The organism is Streptomyces sp. NPDC047869 (assembly GCF_040704065.1).
GTDB lineage: Bacteria > Actinomycetota > Actinomycetes > Streptomycetales > Streptomycetaceae > Streptomyces.
Window position 1 is genome coordinate 21,313 of record NZ_JBEYRK010000042.1, and the last position, 14,703, is coordinate 36,015.

General features: G+C 70.5%; 13 protein-coding genes and 3 pseudogenes. 8 read left to right on the forward strand and 8 right to left on the reverse strand.

Annotation, left to right across the window (positions count from 1 at the left end; translation table 11 throughout):
* Window positions 1-464: 464 nt before the first annotated feature.
* From AB0924_RS34950 to AB0924_RS34960, 3 genes and pseudogenes are all read left to right on the forward strand, one after another.
* Window positions 465-697 (forward strand): annotated as a pseudogene (locus AB0924_RS34950) (NAD(P)H dehydrogenase); the annotation flags it as partial.
* Between the two features lie 269 nt (window positions 698-966).
* Window positions 967-1,509 (forward strand): annotated as a pseudogene (locus AB0924_RS34955) (hypothetical protein); the annotation flags it as partial.
* A gap of 203 nt (window positions 1,510-1,712) precedes the next feature.
* Complete coding sequence (locus AB0924_RS34960) at window positions 1,713-3,392, forward strand: CocE/NonD family hydrolase (protein ID WP_366913606.1); 1,680 nt, start codon at window positions 1,713-1,715, stop codon at window positions 3,390-3,392.
* Between the two features lie 225 nt (window positions 3,393-3,617).
* Here AB0924_RS34960 and AB0924_RS34965 read toward each other — a convergent pair whose 3' ends face one another.
* Window positions 3,618-4,148: a transposase family protein gene (locus AB0924_RS34965; RefSeq protein ID WP_358939821.1), complete on the reverse strand. Its 531-nt coding sequence runs from the start codon at window positions 4,146-4,148 to the stop codon at window positions 3,618-3,620.
* Here AB0924_RS34965 and AB0924_RS34970 point away from each other — a divergent pair.
* Window positions 4,081-4,608 carry a hypothetical protein gene (locus AB0924_RS34970; protein WP_366913636.1) on the forward strand — a complete coding sequence of 176 codons (528 nt, stop codon included), beginning with the start codon at window positions 4,081-4,083 and terminating at the stop codon, window positions 4,606-4,608. The genes AB0924_RS34965 and AB0924_RS34970 overlap by 68 nt on opposite strands.
* A gap of 220 nt (window positions 4,609-4,828) precedes the next feature.
* The gene (locus tag AB0924_RS34975) at window positions 4,829-6,055 is read left to right on the forward strand and encodes a serine/threonine-protein kinase (RefSeq protein ID WP_366913607.1); all 1,227 of its coding nucleotides are present in this window, start codon (window positions 4,829-4,831) and stop codon (window positions 6,053-6,055) included.
* A gap of 277 nt (window positions 6,056-6,332) precedes the next feature.
* On the opposite strand, the gene AB0924_RS34980 is transcribed toward AB0924_RS34975, so the two are convergent.
* Window positions 6,333-6,545 carry a hypothetical protein gene (locus AB0924_RS34980; RefSeq protein ID WP_366913608.1) on the reverse strand — a complete coding sequence of 71 codons (213 nt, stop codon included), beginning with the start codon at window positions 6,543-6,545 and terminating at the stop codon, window positions 6,333-6,335.
* Window positions 6,546-6,608: 63 nt separating this feature from the next.
* On the opposite strand from AB0924_RS34980, the gene AB0924_RS34985 reads away from it, so the two are divergent.
* Complete coding sequence (locus tag AB0924_RS34985) at window positions 6,609-7,889, forward strand: MFS transporter (RefSeq protein WP_366913609.1); 1,281 nt, start codon at window positions 6,609-6,611, stop codon at window positions 7,887-7,889.
* Window positions 7,890-8,053: 164 nt separating this feature from the next.
* Here AB0924_RS34985 and AB0924_RS34990 read toward each other — a convergent pair whose 3' ends face one another.
* Entirely contained in the window at window positions 8,054-8,524 is a 471-nt protein-coding gene (locus tag AB0924_RS34990) for a hypothetical protein (protein WP_358939813.1), read from the reverse strand.
* Between the two features lie 465 nt (window positions 8,525-8,989).
* On the opposite strand from AB0924_RS34990, the gene AB0924_RS34995 reads away from it, so the two are divergent.
* Entirely contained in the window at window positions 8,990-9,304 is a 315-nt protein-coding gene (locus AB0924_RS34995; protein WP_358939811.1) for a hypothetical protein, read from the forward strand.
* A gap of 59 nt (window positions 9,305-9,363) precedes the next feature.
* Here AB0924_RS34995 and AB0924_RS35000 read toward each other — a convergent pair.
* A pseudogene (locus AB0924_RS35000) lies at window positions 9,364-9,714 on the reverse strand (YceI family protein); the annotation flags it as partial.
* Window positions 9,715-9,797: 83 nt separating this feature from the next.
* Between AB0924_RS35000 and AB0924_RS35005 the strand changes: the two are divergent.
* Complete coding sequence (locus AB0924_RS35005; RefSeq protein WP_366913635.1) at window positions 9,798-10,097, forward strand: SpoIIE family protein phosphatase; 300 nt, start codon at window positions 9,798-9,800, stop codon at window positions 10,095-10,097.
* A 29-nt stretch (window positions 10,098-10,126) separates the two neighbouring features.
* Here the strand turns inward: AB0924_RS35005 and ptlI are convergent, their stop codons facing one another.
* The 4 genes from ptlI to ptlD all read right to left on the reverse strand — a co-directional run bounded on the left by ptlI (window position 10,127) and on the right by ptlD (window position 14,673).
* Window positions 10,127-11,521 (reverse strand): pentalenene oxygenase, encoded by a 1,395-nt coding sequence (gene ptlI, locus AB0924_RS35010; protein WP_366913610.1) that lies wholly within the window; start codon window positions 11,519-11,521, stop codon window positions 10,127-10,129.
* Window positions 11,522-11,636: 115 nt separating this feature from the next.
* Entirely contained in the window at window positions 11,637-12,650 is a 1,014-nt protein-coding gene (gene ptlA / locus AB0924_RS35015) for a pentalenene synthase (RefSeq protein WP_358939806.1), read from the reverse strand.
* Between the two features lie 113 nt (window positions 12,651-12,763).
* On the reverse strand, window positions 12,764-13,777 hold the full coding sequence (locus AB0924_RS35020; protein WP_358939804.1) for a polyprenyl synthetase family protein: 1,014 nt from the start codon (window positions 13,775-13,777) through the stop codon (window positions 12,764-12,766).
* Window positions 13,774-14,673, reverse strand: coding sequence for a neopentalenolactone/pentalenolactone F synthase (ptlD, locus tag AB0924_RS35025; protein WP_366913611.1), 900 nt, complete (start codon window positions 14,671-14,673; stop codon window positions 13,774-13,776). Before ptlD ends, AB0924_RS35020 begins: the two co-directional genes overlap by 4 nt.
* Window positions 14,674-14,703 lie beyond the last annotated feature (30 nt).

A 14,703-nucleotide genomic window follows, 5' to 3' on the forward strand; every position in this document is an offset into this window, starting at 1 on the left:
CCAACTGACGGAGACGGCCTCCCAGGCCACCCAGCGTCAGCACACCAGCCTGCCCAGCGAGAGGCTGACCGCGCGGATAACCCGGATCGATCAGACCCACCAGTTAGCGCACTGTCGGTCCTACAGCGCTACCGCCTCGCCGGAAGGGCTGCTCGACCCCGGGCGTGCTCTCCCACGTGCGGGCGCCATACTGGGACCCGATCTTTCGGAGTGCAGCCACCTCGGTGTGCAGGCACCTCAGTGTGCAGCCCTTCCACTTGCCAGTCGTTGAGTTGGGGCAACGAACGACGACGTCCGTCCACGGTGTCGACGAATGCCTCAGCCCTCCCTGATTGCGGAGCTCTGCGGACGCCGAGATCGTCGATCCTGTTCCAGGGGATGCGGCGACAGCGGATGGTGCCGTGGATGACAACCCCGTTCACATCAACTCGGGTGAAACTCCTTCGAAGACGCAGCAGACCCCAGGGCAACGCGCGCTCTCCTGGCGCTGGCGAACACGTTTTACCACTGGGGCGGCATCATCGTGCCCCCCGGCTACACCGACCCTGTTCAGTTCCGCTCGGGCAACCCCTACGGCACCTCCCACGCAGCCGGCGACGGCCCGCCCGGAGAACTGGCCCTGCAGGCGGCCCGGTACCAGGCCCGCCGCGTCGTCGTCGACACCGCAACCCATCTCAAGGCCGGCCGCACCGCCTGATCCGGGCAGGAACGCAGACGGGGCAGAGCGCGACGCGGACGAGGAACAGGCCCCTGGGGCTTCGAAGCCTGTGCGAGGCTTGGGCCGAGGGATGGCCGCCGAGCCCTGACAGGCCCTCGGCGCGCGGCCGTCTGGGCGACAGCCGGCACCGGTTCGCGCTGGAGCCGAAGGTCCACGTCGCGGCGGCGCTCCGGCCCCGCGGCGGACGAAAAACGCCTTGGCTCGGCCGCCGCCGACTGCGGCGATGCTGCTTCCCAAGCGGAGGGCATTTGTTCGTCTTCGTGTGTGCGGGGTGCGGCGCCGAACTGACCGCCCCGCTGTCCCAGGTCACCCTGCCGGTTCACGCCCATCAGAAGTACGGGAACGGGATCCAGCTCCCCGTGCTCATGGAGTCGGGCACGTTCGCCGTCGATCCGGAGCCCTCGGGGCCGCCGTGGCGGAGGTGGGAGGAGATCGATCCGGACGGGGTGGCCACTCGCGGCATCTACGCCGCGGTCTACGCCCTGTCCTACAGCGCGCCCGGCGCGATCGTCATCGCGCCCGGAGACACCCGCGGTGCCGTGCCGATTCTGGAGAAGTGCGGCGGCTACTGCTGCGGCCTCGACGGAGCCGACGGGCCGAACTTGGCCTGCGAGGCGTGCGGCCTGCCCGTGGCGAGCAGGATCGACGACTGCTCGCTCTGGCAGGCGGTGTGGCTCGCCCTGGACGCCGTGTGCCGCCGCCCCGTCGACGATACCGATGCCACACCGCTTTCCTGGACGAAGCCGACGGCCGAGGGGAGGGGCATACCGCCGTTCGAGCCGATCACTGCACGAGGAGGACCACAACTCAGTCTGTGGAGGAGATCGTCTGTCAAGCCGAGCACGGAATCCGGCATCGTTCCATTCGGGGTATCACCAGCAGCCCGTCACTCGTTCGAGTGGCGGGCGCGGTTCGCTCGCCGGAAATGATCACACCGGCACGACCATGTTTATGACAGTCCGTCAGAGACACTGCCGCGGAAGGCGGAACATCCATGCCGGTCAACGGATCCCCGGAGAACCCGTTCGCTCTCAGCCCCGATAACGTCGCCATGCTGGACGCGATCCGCGCGGCGCTGCTCGACCCGTCGCCGCGCCGAATCGGCATGCTCGATCAGTGGGGACTTGCCGACACCTTCGAGGTGCAGGCTGAGATCGCCGAGTACCAGGAGTTTCCGATCTCCATGGCGGACGGGACCCGGATCGATGCCGGGCTGAGCATGCCGCGCAGCCTCGCTCCGGGACAGAACTGCCCTGCCATCGTCATGCCCGCCCCGCTGAACGACCTTGGCCGCCTGGCCTACTTCGGCACGATCCCGCGCTTGACGCTCGGCGGCTACGCCGTCCTGACCTACAGCCAGCGTGGCCTGGCTCGCTCTGAGGGCGAGATCCAGGTCGCCGGGCCCCAGGACGTGGCCGACGGTGTCGAGATCCTCAACTGGCTCAGCGGTCTGGAAGGCGTCGACGCGGACAGGATCGGGTGCTTCGGCGCCTCCTACGGCGCCGGGACCAGCTTGCTGCTGGCCGCGGAGGACCCCCGTGTCAAGGCCGTCGCCGGCGCCAGCGCCTGGGGCGACCTGTTCACCTCGCTCTTCGAGAACGGCACCCGGCACATCAAGGCATTCGAGGCGCTCGTGGCCCTGTTCCACGAGGAGCGCTGCTCGGCGGAGTTCCAGAAGATCATCAAGAAGATCCGCGACAACGTCATCGACGACGAGGTCAGGGAGTTCGCCCGGCTCCGCTCGCCGATGCAGCACCTGAAGACCTACAACGACCGCAAGCTGCCGGTCCTGATGACCACCTACTGGCACGAGACGATCTTCTCCGTTCCCGCCGTCGTCGACCTCTTCACCAGGCTGCAGGGCCCCAAATCGCTCCTGGTGCAGATCGGCGACCACGGCAACGGCGAACTGCCCGGCCTGTTCGGGGGGATCTCCAAGCCCACCGAGATGACCTACCGCTGGATGGACCACCACCTCGGCGGCCACGCCGGTGACGGCGCGACGCCGCAGTTCGGCATCCGCTCGGAGTACATGCACAACCTCCTGTCCGACCTCACCCACCCCGACTGGGCGAGCTATGCCCTGCCGAAGCAGCGCTTCCACCTCGGCGCTGTGCCTGGCGGGCAGCAGGATGCGCCGATGGCACAGGGCCGGCCGCAGCCGGGCTGGACCCGCTCCGTGCAGGCCGCCGGCCCGGACACAGGGGTCGTCGTCGCCCCCAAGCTCGTCCAGACCGGCCTGGCCGAGCGTGCCGGACTGCCTCACGTCTACAAAACCGCCGACATCAAGCGCGACGTCGCCGCGGTCTGGACGACCGCGCCGCTGGAGCAGCCCATGCGCGTCCAGGGCGACCTGGAGGCCAAGGTCACCGTGAAGCCGCAGACGAACAACGCCACCTTCGTCGCCTACCTGCTGGACTGCGACCCCGCCACCGGCCGGGCCGCCATCATCACCCACGCCCCCTACACCCTCACCGACCAGCAGACCGCCACGGTGACCTTCCGTCTCCAGCCCGCACACTACGTCCTCGCCAGGGGCCGCCAGCTGCAGCTCATCATCGACAGCTACGACCCGTTCTTCTCGGACGACAACACCATCCCAGCCGCCCTCGAGATCACCTCCCCCGAGGGCGACGAGTCCTACGTCGACATCCCCCTCGCCACCCTGCCGTAACACGCACCCGCCCTGCGGGGCACCCACACCCACCAGACAGGTCCGGTCCGGGACACAGCGGACCGGGCCTGTCTCACGCCCGGCCACCACCTCAGCCTTGTCCGACTCACCTCGCGGACCGTTTCCAGCGGAGCATCGGTGACAGCCAGTGGCCTCAAGTGGCACCCACCGTGACCCAGCACACCACCGACGGCTAGTGCTCGGCCAGCCAACGCAACTACGCAACTACTCACTCGCCACGGAAGCGCTCAGACGACGTCCATCACTGAGACACGCTCCCAGATACCGGACGGGCTGGACGTTGTCTGAGCGGTTGACCCCGAGATTTGTCAGCACGAGCAGGGCACGCAGGAGGCGCGTGGCGCGAGCGGGATCGGTACGGAGCTTGGTGAGCATCCGCCAGTTCTTGAGGTGGGCGAAGCCGTGTTCGACCGGTGCGCGTCCGACAGTGAGGACGCGGTTGGCGATCTTCTCACCGGGCGTGAGCTTGTGGGTGCGGCTGGCGTGGAAGCTGGTGACGATCACAGGGTCGAGTACATCGTTGTCCAGGCCCCGGAAGCCGAGGTCCGCCGGCGCCCCGAGGCTGGCGGCGCGTAGGTGGGCCAGGATGTGGTCGTGGCGGGCGGCGGTGTTGTCGTGGGTGCGGCCGGGCCGGGGGGCGGCGTTACAGGTGGAGGCCGGTCCCGCGGTGCGTACAGTCGCGCTGTTCCTGCATCTGGGGGCGCTGGTCGTCGGACTGGGCTCGGTGCTGACCATCGACTACTCCGGCATGCTGTGGCTGCTGGGGAGGCGGAGCCTGCGCCAGTCACTGGAGTTCGCCGGCCCGCTGCACGTGCCCGTGTGGACGGGGCTGGCCGGCTTGGTGCTGAGCGGAATCGCCCTCGATCCCGACCCACGGGCACCCCTCACACGGGTAAAGCTGGTGCTCGTCCTCCTGATCGCGCTCCACGGAGTGCACGCGCAAGCTCTGCACCGCACCCTGGGCGATCAGGTGAGCGCGTGGCCCCCGCGGCGGCTGCTGGTGCGTGGAGTGATCTCGGCCGTTCTCTCCCAACTCGGGTGGTGGGGGGGCCGTCACGATCGGATTTCTCAACAGCCAGTCATGACTGGCGGGGGAGTGCGCCTCGTTGGCGAGCAGGTCAGGCCGGAGCGGGGAGGGCGATTCCGAACGGCGCCGCCACCCGGGCCAGGCCGGCGGCGCCCATCACTACGCTGACGCAGCCGCCTGCCGACGCGGCCTGTGCGCCAGCGCGCGGCGGGGCATTCCTCCCCGCAGCCGTTTCAGTTCGTGGGGGTCACGCGGCGATGCCGCACACGAGGGACATCGAAGCGAGCAGGAGAACGCCCGAGGCAGAGGCGACCACGGCGCAGCAGGGTTCCGGTCGAGCCGGTCGTCGGGTGGCGGAGCACGGTGGACCTGCCGTCATACTGTGCGCATGGAGCGGATAGGGGGGTACCTCGTCGAGCGCAAGCTCGGTGAGGGCGGGATGGGAACCGTGTTCCTGGCCCGGACACGGGGTGGGCGCGCGGTCGCGCTGAAGGTGGCCAAGCCGGAGCTGGCGGCGGACCCGGTCTTCCGGGAGCGGTTCCGCAGCGAGGTCGAGGCGGCCCGCACGGTCGGTGGCTTCCACACCGCCTCCGTGGTCGACGCCGACGTCGACGGCGACCCGCCGTGGCTGGCGACCGCCTACATCCACGGGCCGACCCTCGCGGCCCGGCTCGCCGCCGAGGGCCCGATGGACGAGCCGCAGCTGCGGGCGCTGGCCGCCGCCCTCGCCGAGGCGCTGGAGTCCATCCACGCCCGCGGCCTGGTGCACCGCGACCTCAAGCCCGGCAACATCATCATGGCCGAGGACGGACCCCGGGTGCTGGACTTCGGGATCGCCCGGGCAGTGGAGTCCACCCGCTTCACCGCCACCGGCACCGCCTTCGGCACTCCCGGCTTCCTCGCCCCCGAGCAGGCCCTCGGCCACGACGTGACCGGCGCCGCCGACGTGTTCGCCCTCGGTGCCGTCCTGGTCGCCGCGGCCGGTGGCAGCGCCTGGGGCGAGGGCACACCCATGGGGCTGATGTACCGCTCCGTCCACGAGACGCCCGACCTGGCCGCCGTGCCCGCCGGGCTGACGGACCTGGTCTCGGCCTGCCTGGCCAAGGACCCCGCGGCCCGGCCGACGCCCTCCCGGCTGCTGGACATGGTCACGGGAGAGTCCTGGGAGCCGGGTCCGCCGGCGTACTCCCCGACCGTCGCCGTTCCCCCGGCGCCCTCCCCGTACGCCCCGCCCGCCCCGCAGCCCTTCGCGCCGGCCCCCCCGGTGTACCGGCAGCCGCCGCCGCTTCCCGCGACCCCGCCGGCGAGCCCGTACGGGTTCGGACCGCCCGTCCCGCTGGGCCCGCCCGAGGTGGTACTCACCGACCGGGACAGCCGTGTCGTCGTGAACGCGACCGGGATCATCCTCGAAGTCGGGGGCGCGGCGGCGGACTTCGAGTGGGCGGAGATCGCCGGGGTGGTGCGCACCCCGCGGGGCAACCGGCTGACGGTGACGGTCCGGCTGTGGGACGGCAGCGTGTTCGAGTGCGAGCTGAACGCCCGCCGGACGGCCCGGCTGACCGAGTGGCTCACCCGGCTTGACCCCGTGCTCGGCGCGTACCTGGCCGGGCGGTAGGGGACCGGACAGACCGGGCGAGTTCGGCAAGCCGATTCGCCAACAGCCGTGACGACGTCATGCCTTGTGCCCTCCTTGACTTCGCCGCCCTTGCGCGGGGCACGGACCTCCTACCGGGAAGCCGCCACAGGGCGGCGCCGGCAGGAGGAGGGCGCCATGGACCGCCGGATTCGGTTACGCGTCGGCCCGTCGGCCCGTCGGCCCGTCGGCCCGCGCGAGCAGGAGATCGACCGCCGGACCCCCTCGGGGCGCATCCTGCCGTACTGAGCTCCCGTCCTCACCGGTCGGCGTGCGCGTGCTGTGCCACTGCCGCGCGCAGCGCGGTCCGCAACTCCTCGGGCGGGGGCGGGCCATGGGGCGCCGCGCTCGCGGTGACCGCGGCCGCCACCTCGCGCAGCGGCAGCCGCGAGGCCCAGCACGCGCCGAGACGACGAACGGTCAGCGAGTACGAGGTGGCCGCACCGGCGGCGTGCCGGCCTCGGTGAACCACTCCAGCACGGCCAGTGAGCGCCTTCACACCTGGCTGAGCGCCTTCACACCTGGGAGAGTTCGGTTGGTACAGCGGAGCGCGCTCGGGCGGGACTTCCGGCGGTTGTGGGGCGCCTACGCGGTCAGCGCGGCGGGGAGTGCCGTCGGCATGGGGGCGTTGCCGCTGGTTGCTCTCCTGGTGCTGGATTCCTCGGCGTTCCAGGTCTCCCTGCTCGCCGCGATGTCCGCGGTGGCCAGCGCGGTGATCGCCCTGCCGCTCGGTGTGCGGATCGAGCACCAGTACAAGCGGCCGGTCATGATCGCCGCTGATCTGGCCCGCTGCGCGGTGCTGGCGAGCATTCCCATCACCATGGCTTTCGGCCGGCTGACCTTCGCCCAGCTGTGTGTCGTCGGCATTCTCCAGACGGCCGCGTCCGTCGCGTTCGACGCGGCCAGCGGCGCACATCTGAAGGCACTGGTCCTGCCCGAGCACCGCCTGCGTGCCAACAGCCTGTTCGAGACCACCAACTGGATCAGTGTCAGCGCCGGCCCGCCTGTCGGCGGGCTCCTGGTCGGGGCGCTGGGCGCGGCCGCCACGCTGGTGGTCGACGCCCTGTCCTTCCTCGGATCGGCCCGGGGCATCGGCCGCATCCGGCAGCCCGAACCCGCGCCACCTGAACGCGCCGCCACCTCCCACCTGGGCCGCGACATCGCCGCCGGCTGGCGCTACCTCCTACAACACCCGGTACTGCGCCCGCTGTTCTTCAACGCTCTGCTCTTCGGCGGGTCCGTCATGATGGCATCGCCGCTGATGGCCGTCCTCATGCTGGATGACCTCGGTCTGGCACCGTGGCAGTACGGACTTGCCCTGGGGCTGCCGTGCCTGGGCGGCGTGCTGGGCTCACGCCTGACCCCACTGCTCACCCGGCGATTCGGACAGCGCCGGATTCTGCTGCTGTCCGGTGTCGCACGCACGCTGTGGACGATCCTGCTGCCGCTGACGCCCTCCGGTGCCCTCGGCGTGTTCGTCATCGTGGCCGCCGACTTCGGCCTGCTCTTCTCAGCCGGGGTCTTCAACCCGTCGTTCACCACGTATCGCATGGAGGCCACACCGGACGCGTTCATGTCCCGCGTCGGCACCTCCTGGTCCGTCGGCGCGAAGACGTGCCAGGCCGCCTTCATGATCGCCGGCGGCCTCATCGCCGCCGCGACGGGAGTCCGCGGCGCCCTGCTCATCGCCGGTCTGCTGTGCATGGCCAGCGCGCTGCTCCTGCCATGGCGGAAGGCACGCGCCTCCGCCGAGGACGCTCCAGTACCTGTGGCGGACTCGGTGTCGTCCCAGGCCACAGATAGCCCCCTCACGTAGCGGCAGCGGTCCTGGCACGGCCTGCCTGGACTCGCCGGCGCCTGCGAGGGGGGCCAGGGAACACGGGGCTCCTGACCGCGATCACGCACGGCCACACAGACTCCGCAGGGGTTGCCCGATCTGGTGATGCCCGGGCCACTTGACCGGTGCGAACAGTGAAACCGTCACCGGGGAACAGTGATCTCCGGAAGAGGCCGCTGCCATTCACCCAGTTCAGCAACGAGAACCCGCCGGGCCAATCGCCGGGCGTGACTCCATCCGTCGTCGACGCACAACGCGTCTTTCGTCCACCGATCAGCGTTCTCAGGACCGCTCATCTTGCTGAGGATGGCGTCGATTTCCCGCAAGTCGGGCAGGACCCCGCGATCGAGATACCCCTCCTCCGCCAGGACCTCAGCCATGCCAAAGGCGTGATCGAAGTCCAGGGCGATCTCATCCGTCACCACCTTGTGCCGGGCCAGCCAGCCAATCTGGGTCTGGGGATCGGCTGCCAGCACGGTCAGCGACGCAATCAGCAAGCGCCGACGGAACGAGGGATCAGGACTCTTCATCGCACGATCGTTGCACGCGTCCACCTGTCGGATCCCCCAGACGAGCACCTTCATCTGTACTTCGCTGAGCACGTTCACGGGCACGCCGGGGCCTCCCAAGGGGCGGGCGCTGCTGGGTGACTCTGCCATCGAGGGAGCGGACGGGACGCGGCGGACGCCGTGCCCGTCTTCGAGCGCCAGATCACCTGGCGTCTGGTTCGCGTCGCCCCGGCTGATGGTCAGCCTGTTCGCACGGTGGCTCCGTAGCTGTCTGTCTGGCGCAGCACTCGCGCGTTCTGGCCGGGTGCCGGCCATGCCCCCGCACCCGGAGGTACTTCTGACCGGACCACTACACGGGCGAGGTGGATCCCGACTCCCCCGGAATCCTGGTCCGCACGGACCGGTCCGGTGGCTTGCCCCCGTAGGACCGACCGGGTGGCATTCACGTCCACGTCTGAAACTTGCCCCTCACGGTGACAGAAGTCAGCTCCGCGCCGAGGAGGGTGTGCTTTCGGACAGTACTGGCTGGTACGGGTGGTGCGGCGGGCGATCAGGGGCATGATCGCACCCATGTCCCGTGAGAGAGATCCCGGCTGTCTGGTGTGGGAGGTCCAGCTGTACGAGCCGTTCAGCCGTGTGTGGATCTGCAAGGGCTACGGCCGTGCGATCACCGACGCGGACCCGGCCGAGGTGGGCCGTGCGGTCCTGGCCTGCCAGCTCGCCCGGGGGCCGGTCCGCGGTGGGGAAACGTTCAGGGCCGTGGTCCGCACCGGCGGTGGCGGCCCTCTGACCGTCCTGGCGGATGAACTCACCGATCGGAACTGGACGGCGGATCCCTCGATCTGTCGGCTGCTGCCCGCCTACCTCCGCGACGCCCTCGCCTGACCCTCGGCAAGCGGGCCGGACGAGTGGGGGCCGGCCAAGACCGAAGGGCCAGGCCCTCCTCAGCGGTTCGCGACGACTTCCAAGGTGATCTCCAGGTGGCGGCCTGTCATGCCCTTGGCCTTTGTGACGCCGAAGGCGTATCTGTCTATCGTGGCCGTGCCGTTGACCGTGATCCGCTTGTCTTCGCCGGCGACGGTGTTGATCGTGACGAGAACTGGCCGCGTCACTCCGCAGGCACTCAACCGTCCGCGCAATGAGGCACCCTGGCCCGATCTCTCCAGGCTCTCGCTCCGGAAGGCGATCTCGGGGTGTCGCGCCACGTCCAGGTAGTCGGTGGACCTGACGTGATCGTCGCGCTGCCGATTGCCCGACTCGAAGCTGGCCGCGTCGATCGCGACTTCCACCGACGACTCCTCCGGCGTCCCGGCAACCCTGGAGCAACGCCGGGCATCTGCCGCCGCTGCTGGTCGGCGCGGACGGGAGCCGGTGCTATCTGGCTCCCGCCCGGCACGGGATCCCGGTGGGCATCGATGCGTCCGTCTCCCGGTTCAGCCACGAACACCCCCTCTCACCCGGCGGCACGCTGCTGCTGTTCACCGACGGGCTGGTCGAGCGCCGCGGCCAGGACATCGACACCGGGCTGGGCGACCTGGCCGAGCAGGCCGCCCGTCTGGCCACCGCACCGCTGGAGGAGCTGTGCGACCCCCTGATCAGCCGGAGCCGCCAGGTGTTCGACGACGATGTCGCCCTACTGGCTCTGCGTATACCGTTCCTGGTCGGTGAACAGGACTGAGGCGCGCGCCCATCCGAGGTTCCCTTCGCTCACGTCGCGTCGCCCCCGGCCGGTACGGGGACGGCGGAGGTCATCCGGTGCGGGGTACGCGCGTCCAGCCTCAGACGCAGCCGGCGCGGGTGGTAGACGGTGGCCAGCGGGACCGGGCGGATGTCCATGCCGGGCTCGCAGGTGACCCACCAGCGGCTGAGGATGGTGGCGAGCCCGAGGGTGGCCTCGGTGCGTGCGTAGAGGTCGCCGATGCACTTGCGGGCGCCGGTGCCGAAGGGCACGTAGGCGTGGCGGGAGGCCGGCGCGATGCGGTCCGGGAGCCAGCGGTCGGGGTCGAACTTCCCGGGGTTGTCGAAGGCGTCCTCGAACTGGGCGACCGCCGCGGGGCTGAAGACGACGGTGGAGCCGGTGGCCAGCCGGCGCCCCGCGAGTTCGGTCGGGGAGGTGGTGAGTCGGGTGAACAGCCAGGCCGGCGGGTGCAGTCGCAGCGTCTCGGTGATGATCCGGTCGGCCAGGGAGAGTTTCGGCAGGTCGTCCCACTGCGGGGCGCGGCCGTCGAGGACGGTGTCGATCTCGTCGTAGAGCGCGGCCTCGATATCCGGGTGCTGGGAGAGGAGGTAGAAGACCCAGGTGAGGGTCCCGGCGACGGTCTCGGTGCCCGCCGCCATGACGGTGATGACCTGGTCGTGGATCTCCTCGTCCCCGAGCCGGCCTCCGTCGTCGTCGCGGGAGGCGATCAGGGCGGCGAGCAGGTCGTCGCGCTCGGTGTCGGAGCTGCGGTAGTCGTCGATTAGCCGCTGGGTGGTCTCGTGCAGGAAGTCCAGGTTGCTCCTGTACCGGCGCTGGGAGGGCAAGGGCAGCCGGCGGACCGAGGCCGGCAGGAACATCTGCCGGAACAGGCCGTTGAGGACGACGTCGAAGGAACGTTCCACCTTGGCCGCCATCTCGGGGCTGACGGGTGTGGAGTACAGGGTGCGGCCGACCGTGCGCAGAGCCATGCCGTACATCTCCGGGAAGGCGTCGACGACCATGCCGTCCTCCCAGCGCGACGCCGTGTCCTCGATCTCGGCGTGCATGGCCTCGGCGTACCGCTTCAGCTGGCCGCGGGTGAACGCCGACTGCATCAGCCGGCGCTGACGGCGGTGGTCGGCGAACGGGCAGGTGACCAGGCCGTTGCCGGCGATGTCACGGGCGCGGTCGTAGAAGACGCCGCCCTTGTCGAAGATGCGGTCGTTGGTCAGGACGTGCCGCAGCAGTTCGGGGTGGGTCGGGACGTAGGCCGTGGTGGGGCCGATCCTGATCTCGACGAGGTCGCCGTGGGCCGACAGCGAGGTCATGAAGTTCACGGGGTGACGCATCATCTGCAGGGCGTGTCCCACGACGGGGAGCGCCCCGGGCGCCGATCCCGCCGAGAAGGTGGTCTGCTCGGTCATTCGATTCTCAACTTCCCGTCTCTGCTGATCCGTTGACAGCCGTTCCGGTCAGCCCACAGCCGTGCCGCCGCCCACGCCGGCCGGGCGCGGTGCGGGGTGCCGGTGGGCGGTGCCGCTAGCGGGCGGTGCTGCCGAGCTCCTCCAGATACCCCTGGGCACCGGCGGCGAGCGCGAACTCGGCGTCGTAGCGGCCCGAGGAGCGGTGCCAGTCGTAGGAACCGCGGATCACGGTGCGTACGGCGTCGTCGCGGTAGCGCTCCAGGGCCTCGCGCTCGGCACCGTCGAGCCGGTAGATGTCGCCGACCCGCGCCAGGCAGGACTCCAGCAGGAGGTACTGCTCCAGGCGGACGCGGACCTCGCCCTGGATGTGGGCGACGCTGCGGTCCTTGGACCAGCCGTGCTCCCTGCGCAGGATCATGACCATGTTGTTCTGCTCGCCGCGGGCCTCCTCCTTCTCCAGCGAGGCGATGTCGTTGAGCAGCAGATTGACGTCGACGGCGATCTGGAGCATCGCGGAGAGCACCGCGCTGTCGAAGACCCGGTGCGGCACCTCGAAGCGGCCCGCCCGCTCCGCGAGGTCGACCGTCGGCTGCACCCCGATGGTCTGCCGGCGCACGGCCAGGTACTGGGCCGCGCAGTTGTACGGCGTGTCCCAGAAGCGGCTCTCCGCCTCGTCGACGTAGCCGTCGAAGTAACTGCGCCAGTGCCGGGCGCTGCGCGCGCACCAGGCGGGTGTCATGCCCTCGCAGGTGCGCCGCCAGATGTCGGCGAAGCCGTGGGCGATGGGGGGCGCGGTGTCGGGAAGGGGGCCGTCCAGCGCCGCCGCGACCGCGTCGGTGAGCTGTTTGGTCTCCTCCGGGTTCTCGCCGCGCGGCCCGTCGAAGAGGTCGTCGAAGAGGAAGAACCACGACATCAGGTCGACGCCCAGGTCCAGGTCGGCGCCGGTGGCGTGGGGGTAGAAGCGGGACGCCAGGTCGGCGTAGCCGCCGCGCAGATGACGGTCGGCCGCCGCCTCGGACTTGATCAGCCCGAGCGAGCGCGGCCATATGAGCTGCTCGGCCTCGGCGCGGGCGTAATCCGGGCTCTGCCGGCCCGGCAGGGGTATGTGGAAGTCGACGTCCTGGGGCATGGGGGGAATCCTTAAGGAGTGGGTTACGGAGTAGCGGTGGGCACGGGGAGGCCCTGAGGGGAGTGCTGCGCTGGTCAGAAGGGGGGATACGGGTACGGCGGCCTGGCCCGGTCTCAGACCTCGCGGTCGACGACGAACCGCCCGAGCGCGAGGAGTTCGTCCCGCGCGCCGGTGTCCAGCTCGGCACCGCGCAGCGCGTCCTCGGCCAGCGCCATCCGCCGGGCGGCCTCGGCCAGCGCCCAGTCCCGGCCGCCGGCGTCCTGGATCAGGCCGGCCACCCGCCGCAGCTCCGCCTCGTCGGGTTCGCCGGGGGTGGTGAGCCAGGCGGCCAGCTCGTCGCTGAGCGGGCCGTCCTGGTTCAGTGCGCGGCTCACCGGCAGGGACTTCTTGCGGGAGCGCAGATCGGAGTGGACCGGCTTGCCGGTGACGGCCGGGTCGCCCCAGATGCCGAGAACGTCGTCGACGAGCTGGAAGGCGATGCCGATCTGGTCGCCGTAGAGCGCCAGCGTGTCCACCGTCGCCTCCGGTGCCCCGGCGAGGACGGCGCCGATCGCGGCGCTCGCCGACAGCAGCGCACCGGTCTTGCCGGCGGCCATGTCGACGCACTCCTCGACCGTGACGTGCGAGCGCTGTTCGAAGGCCAGGTCCTGGACCTGGCCGCGGATCAGATGCCGGGTGGTGCGCGCCAGCAGCCGGGCGGCGGGCGCCGCCGTCGGCAGCCCGCTGTCCAGCAGCACCTCCTGGGCGAGTGCGAGCATCGCGTCACCGGTCAGGATGGCGCTGGAGGGACCCCACAGCTTCCACACCGTGCGCCGGTGGCGGCGCTCCTCGTCGCCGTCCATCAGATCGTCGTGCACCAGGGAGAAGTTGTGCACGAGCTCCACGGCGACTGCGCCGGGCAGGGCGACCTCCGGCGGGGCGCCGACCGCCTCGGCCGACAGCAGCGCGAGCGCCGGCCGTACGGCCTTGCCGGCGTCGGCGCTGGTGGGCGCGCCGCCGGGGGTGGTCCAGCCGAAGTGGTAGGCCGCCTGGTGACGTGAACGGTGGTCGAGCCGGTCGACGGCGGCCCGCAGCGCCGGGGTGATCGTGACCCGGCTGTGGCTGAGGCAGGCGGGGGCGGTGCTCATGCGGCGACCTCCGCGCGCCAGGGGGCGGCCGGGTCGTCGAAGATGCTGACGACCTGCCGCATGATGCGCCGTTCGGCCGGGTCGAAAGCCTGCTTGGCGTGTACGGTGCCGAGCTGGTCCCACATGACGATGTCCCCGGGCTGCCAGGCGTGGGCGTAGGTGTACTGGGGCTTGCCGGCGTGTGCCAGCAGTTCGTCGAGCAGCTTGCGGCTGTCGTCGGGGGCGAGGTCCACGATCCGCTGGGTGTTCAGGGTGCTGATGTAGACCGACTGGCGGCCGGTGCGCGGATTGCGGGCGATGAGGGGGTGGATGGTGGAGGTGCCGTCCTCGGGCTGGATCGGTCCGGTGCTCTCACCGAGGGACACCTCGCCCTGGAGCTCCTCCTCGATGGTCTCCTCGTACCCGGTGCGCAGGGCGTGGCGGACCCGGTAGGAGTGCAGACGGCTGCGCTCCTCGGGCGACAGCGACTCGTACAGGGCGTACATGTCGGTGAAGAGGGTCTCCCCGCCGCCGGAGGACGGCACTTCCACGGCCTCCAGGAAGCCGATCTGGGAGACGCGGGGGCGGAAGGAGTAGTCGGTGTGCCAGCCCATCCATTCTGCGTCGCCGACGCCGATCTTGCGGCCGTCCTCCACCAGGTTGGAGACGATCAGGATCTCGTTGTGGCCGGGGTGGGCGCCGCTGGTCAGACCGGTCTTCGGGATGTACCCGAAGCGGCGGCCGAAGGCCAGGAACTCCTCGTAGGAGGGGGTCTCGTGGCCGCGGAAGACGAGGACGAGATGCGCGTCGAGCGCCGCCCAGATCGTCTCCGACTGGCTGTTGTCCATGTCGCCGGTGACATCGGCGCCGTGCACGACGGCGCCGAGAGCGGCGCCGGGTATCGGCGTTACGTCCATGGGCGTTGCCTCCTTTCGCTAAACGGTGGG

What these genes read in the sequence shown, in the direction of transcription:
- AB0924_RS34960 (WP_366913606.1), top strand. Translation starts at nt 1,713, where the DNA reads ATGCCGGTCAACGGATCCCCGGAGAACCCGTTCGCTCTCAGCCCCGAT.
- AB0924_RS34965 (WP_358939821.1), bottom strand. Translation starts at nt 4,148, where the DNA reads ATGGTCAGCACCGAGCCCAGTCCGACGACCAGCGCCCCCAGATGCAGG.
- AB0924_RS34975 (WP_366913607.1), top strand. Translation starts at nt 4,829, where the DNA reads ATGGAGCGGATAGGGGGGTACCTCGTCGAGCGCAAGCTCGGTGAGGGC.
- AB0924_RS34995 (WP_358939811.1), top strand. Translation starts at nt 8,990, where the DNA reads ATGTCCCGTGAGAGAGATCCCGGCTGTCTGGTGTGGGAGGTCCAGCTG.
- ptlI (WP_366913610.1), bottom strand. Translation starts at nt 11,521, where the DNA reads ATGACCGAGCAGACCACCTTCTCGGCGGGATCGGCGCCCGGGGCGCTC.
- ptlA (WP_358939806.1), bottom strand. Translation starts at nt 12,650, where the DNA reads ATGCCCCAGGACGTCGACTTCCACATACCCCTGCCGGGCCGGCAGAGC.
- AB0924_RS35020 (WP_358939804.1), bottom strand. Translation starts at nt 13,777, where the DNA reads ATGAGCACCGCCCCCGCCTGCCTCAGCCACAGCCGGGTCACGATCACC.
- ptlD (WP_366913611.1), bottom strand. Translation starts at nt 14,673, where the DNA reads ATGGACGTAACGCCGATACCCGGCGCCGCTCTCGGCGCCGTCGTGCAC.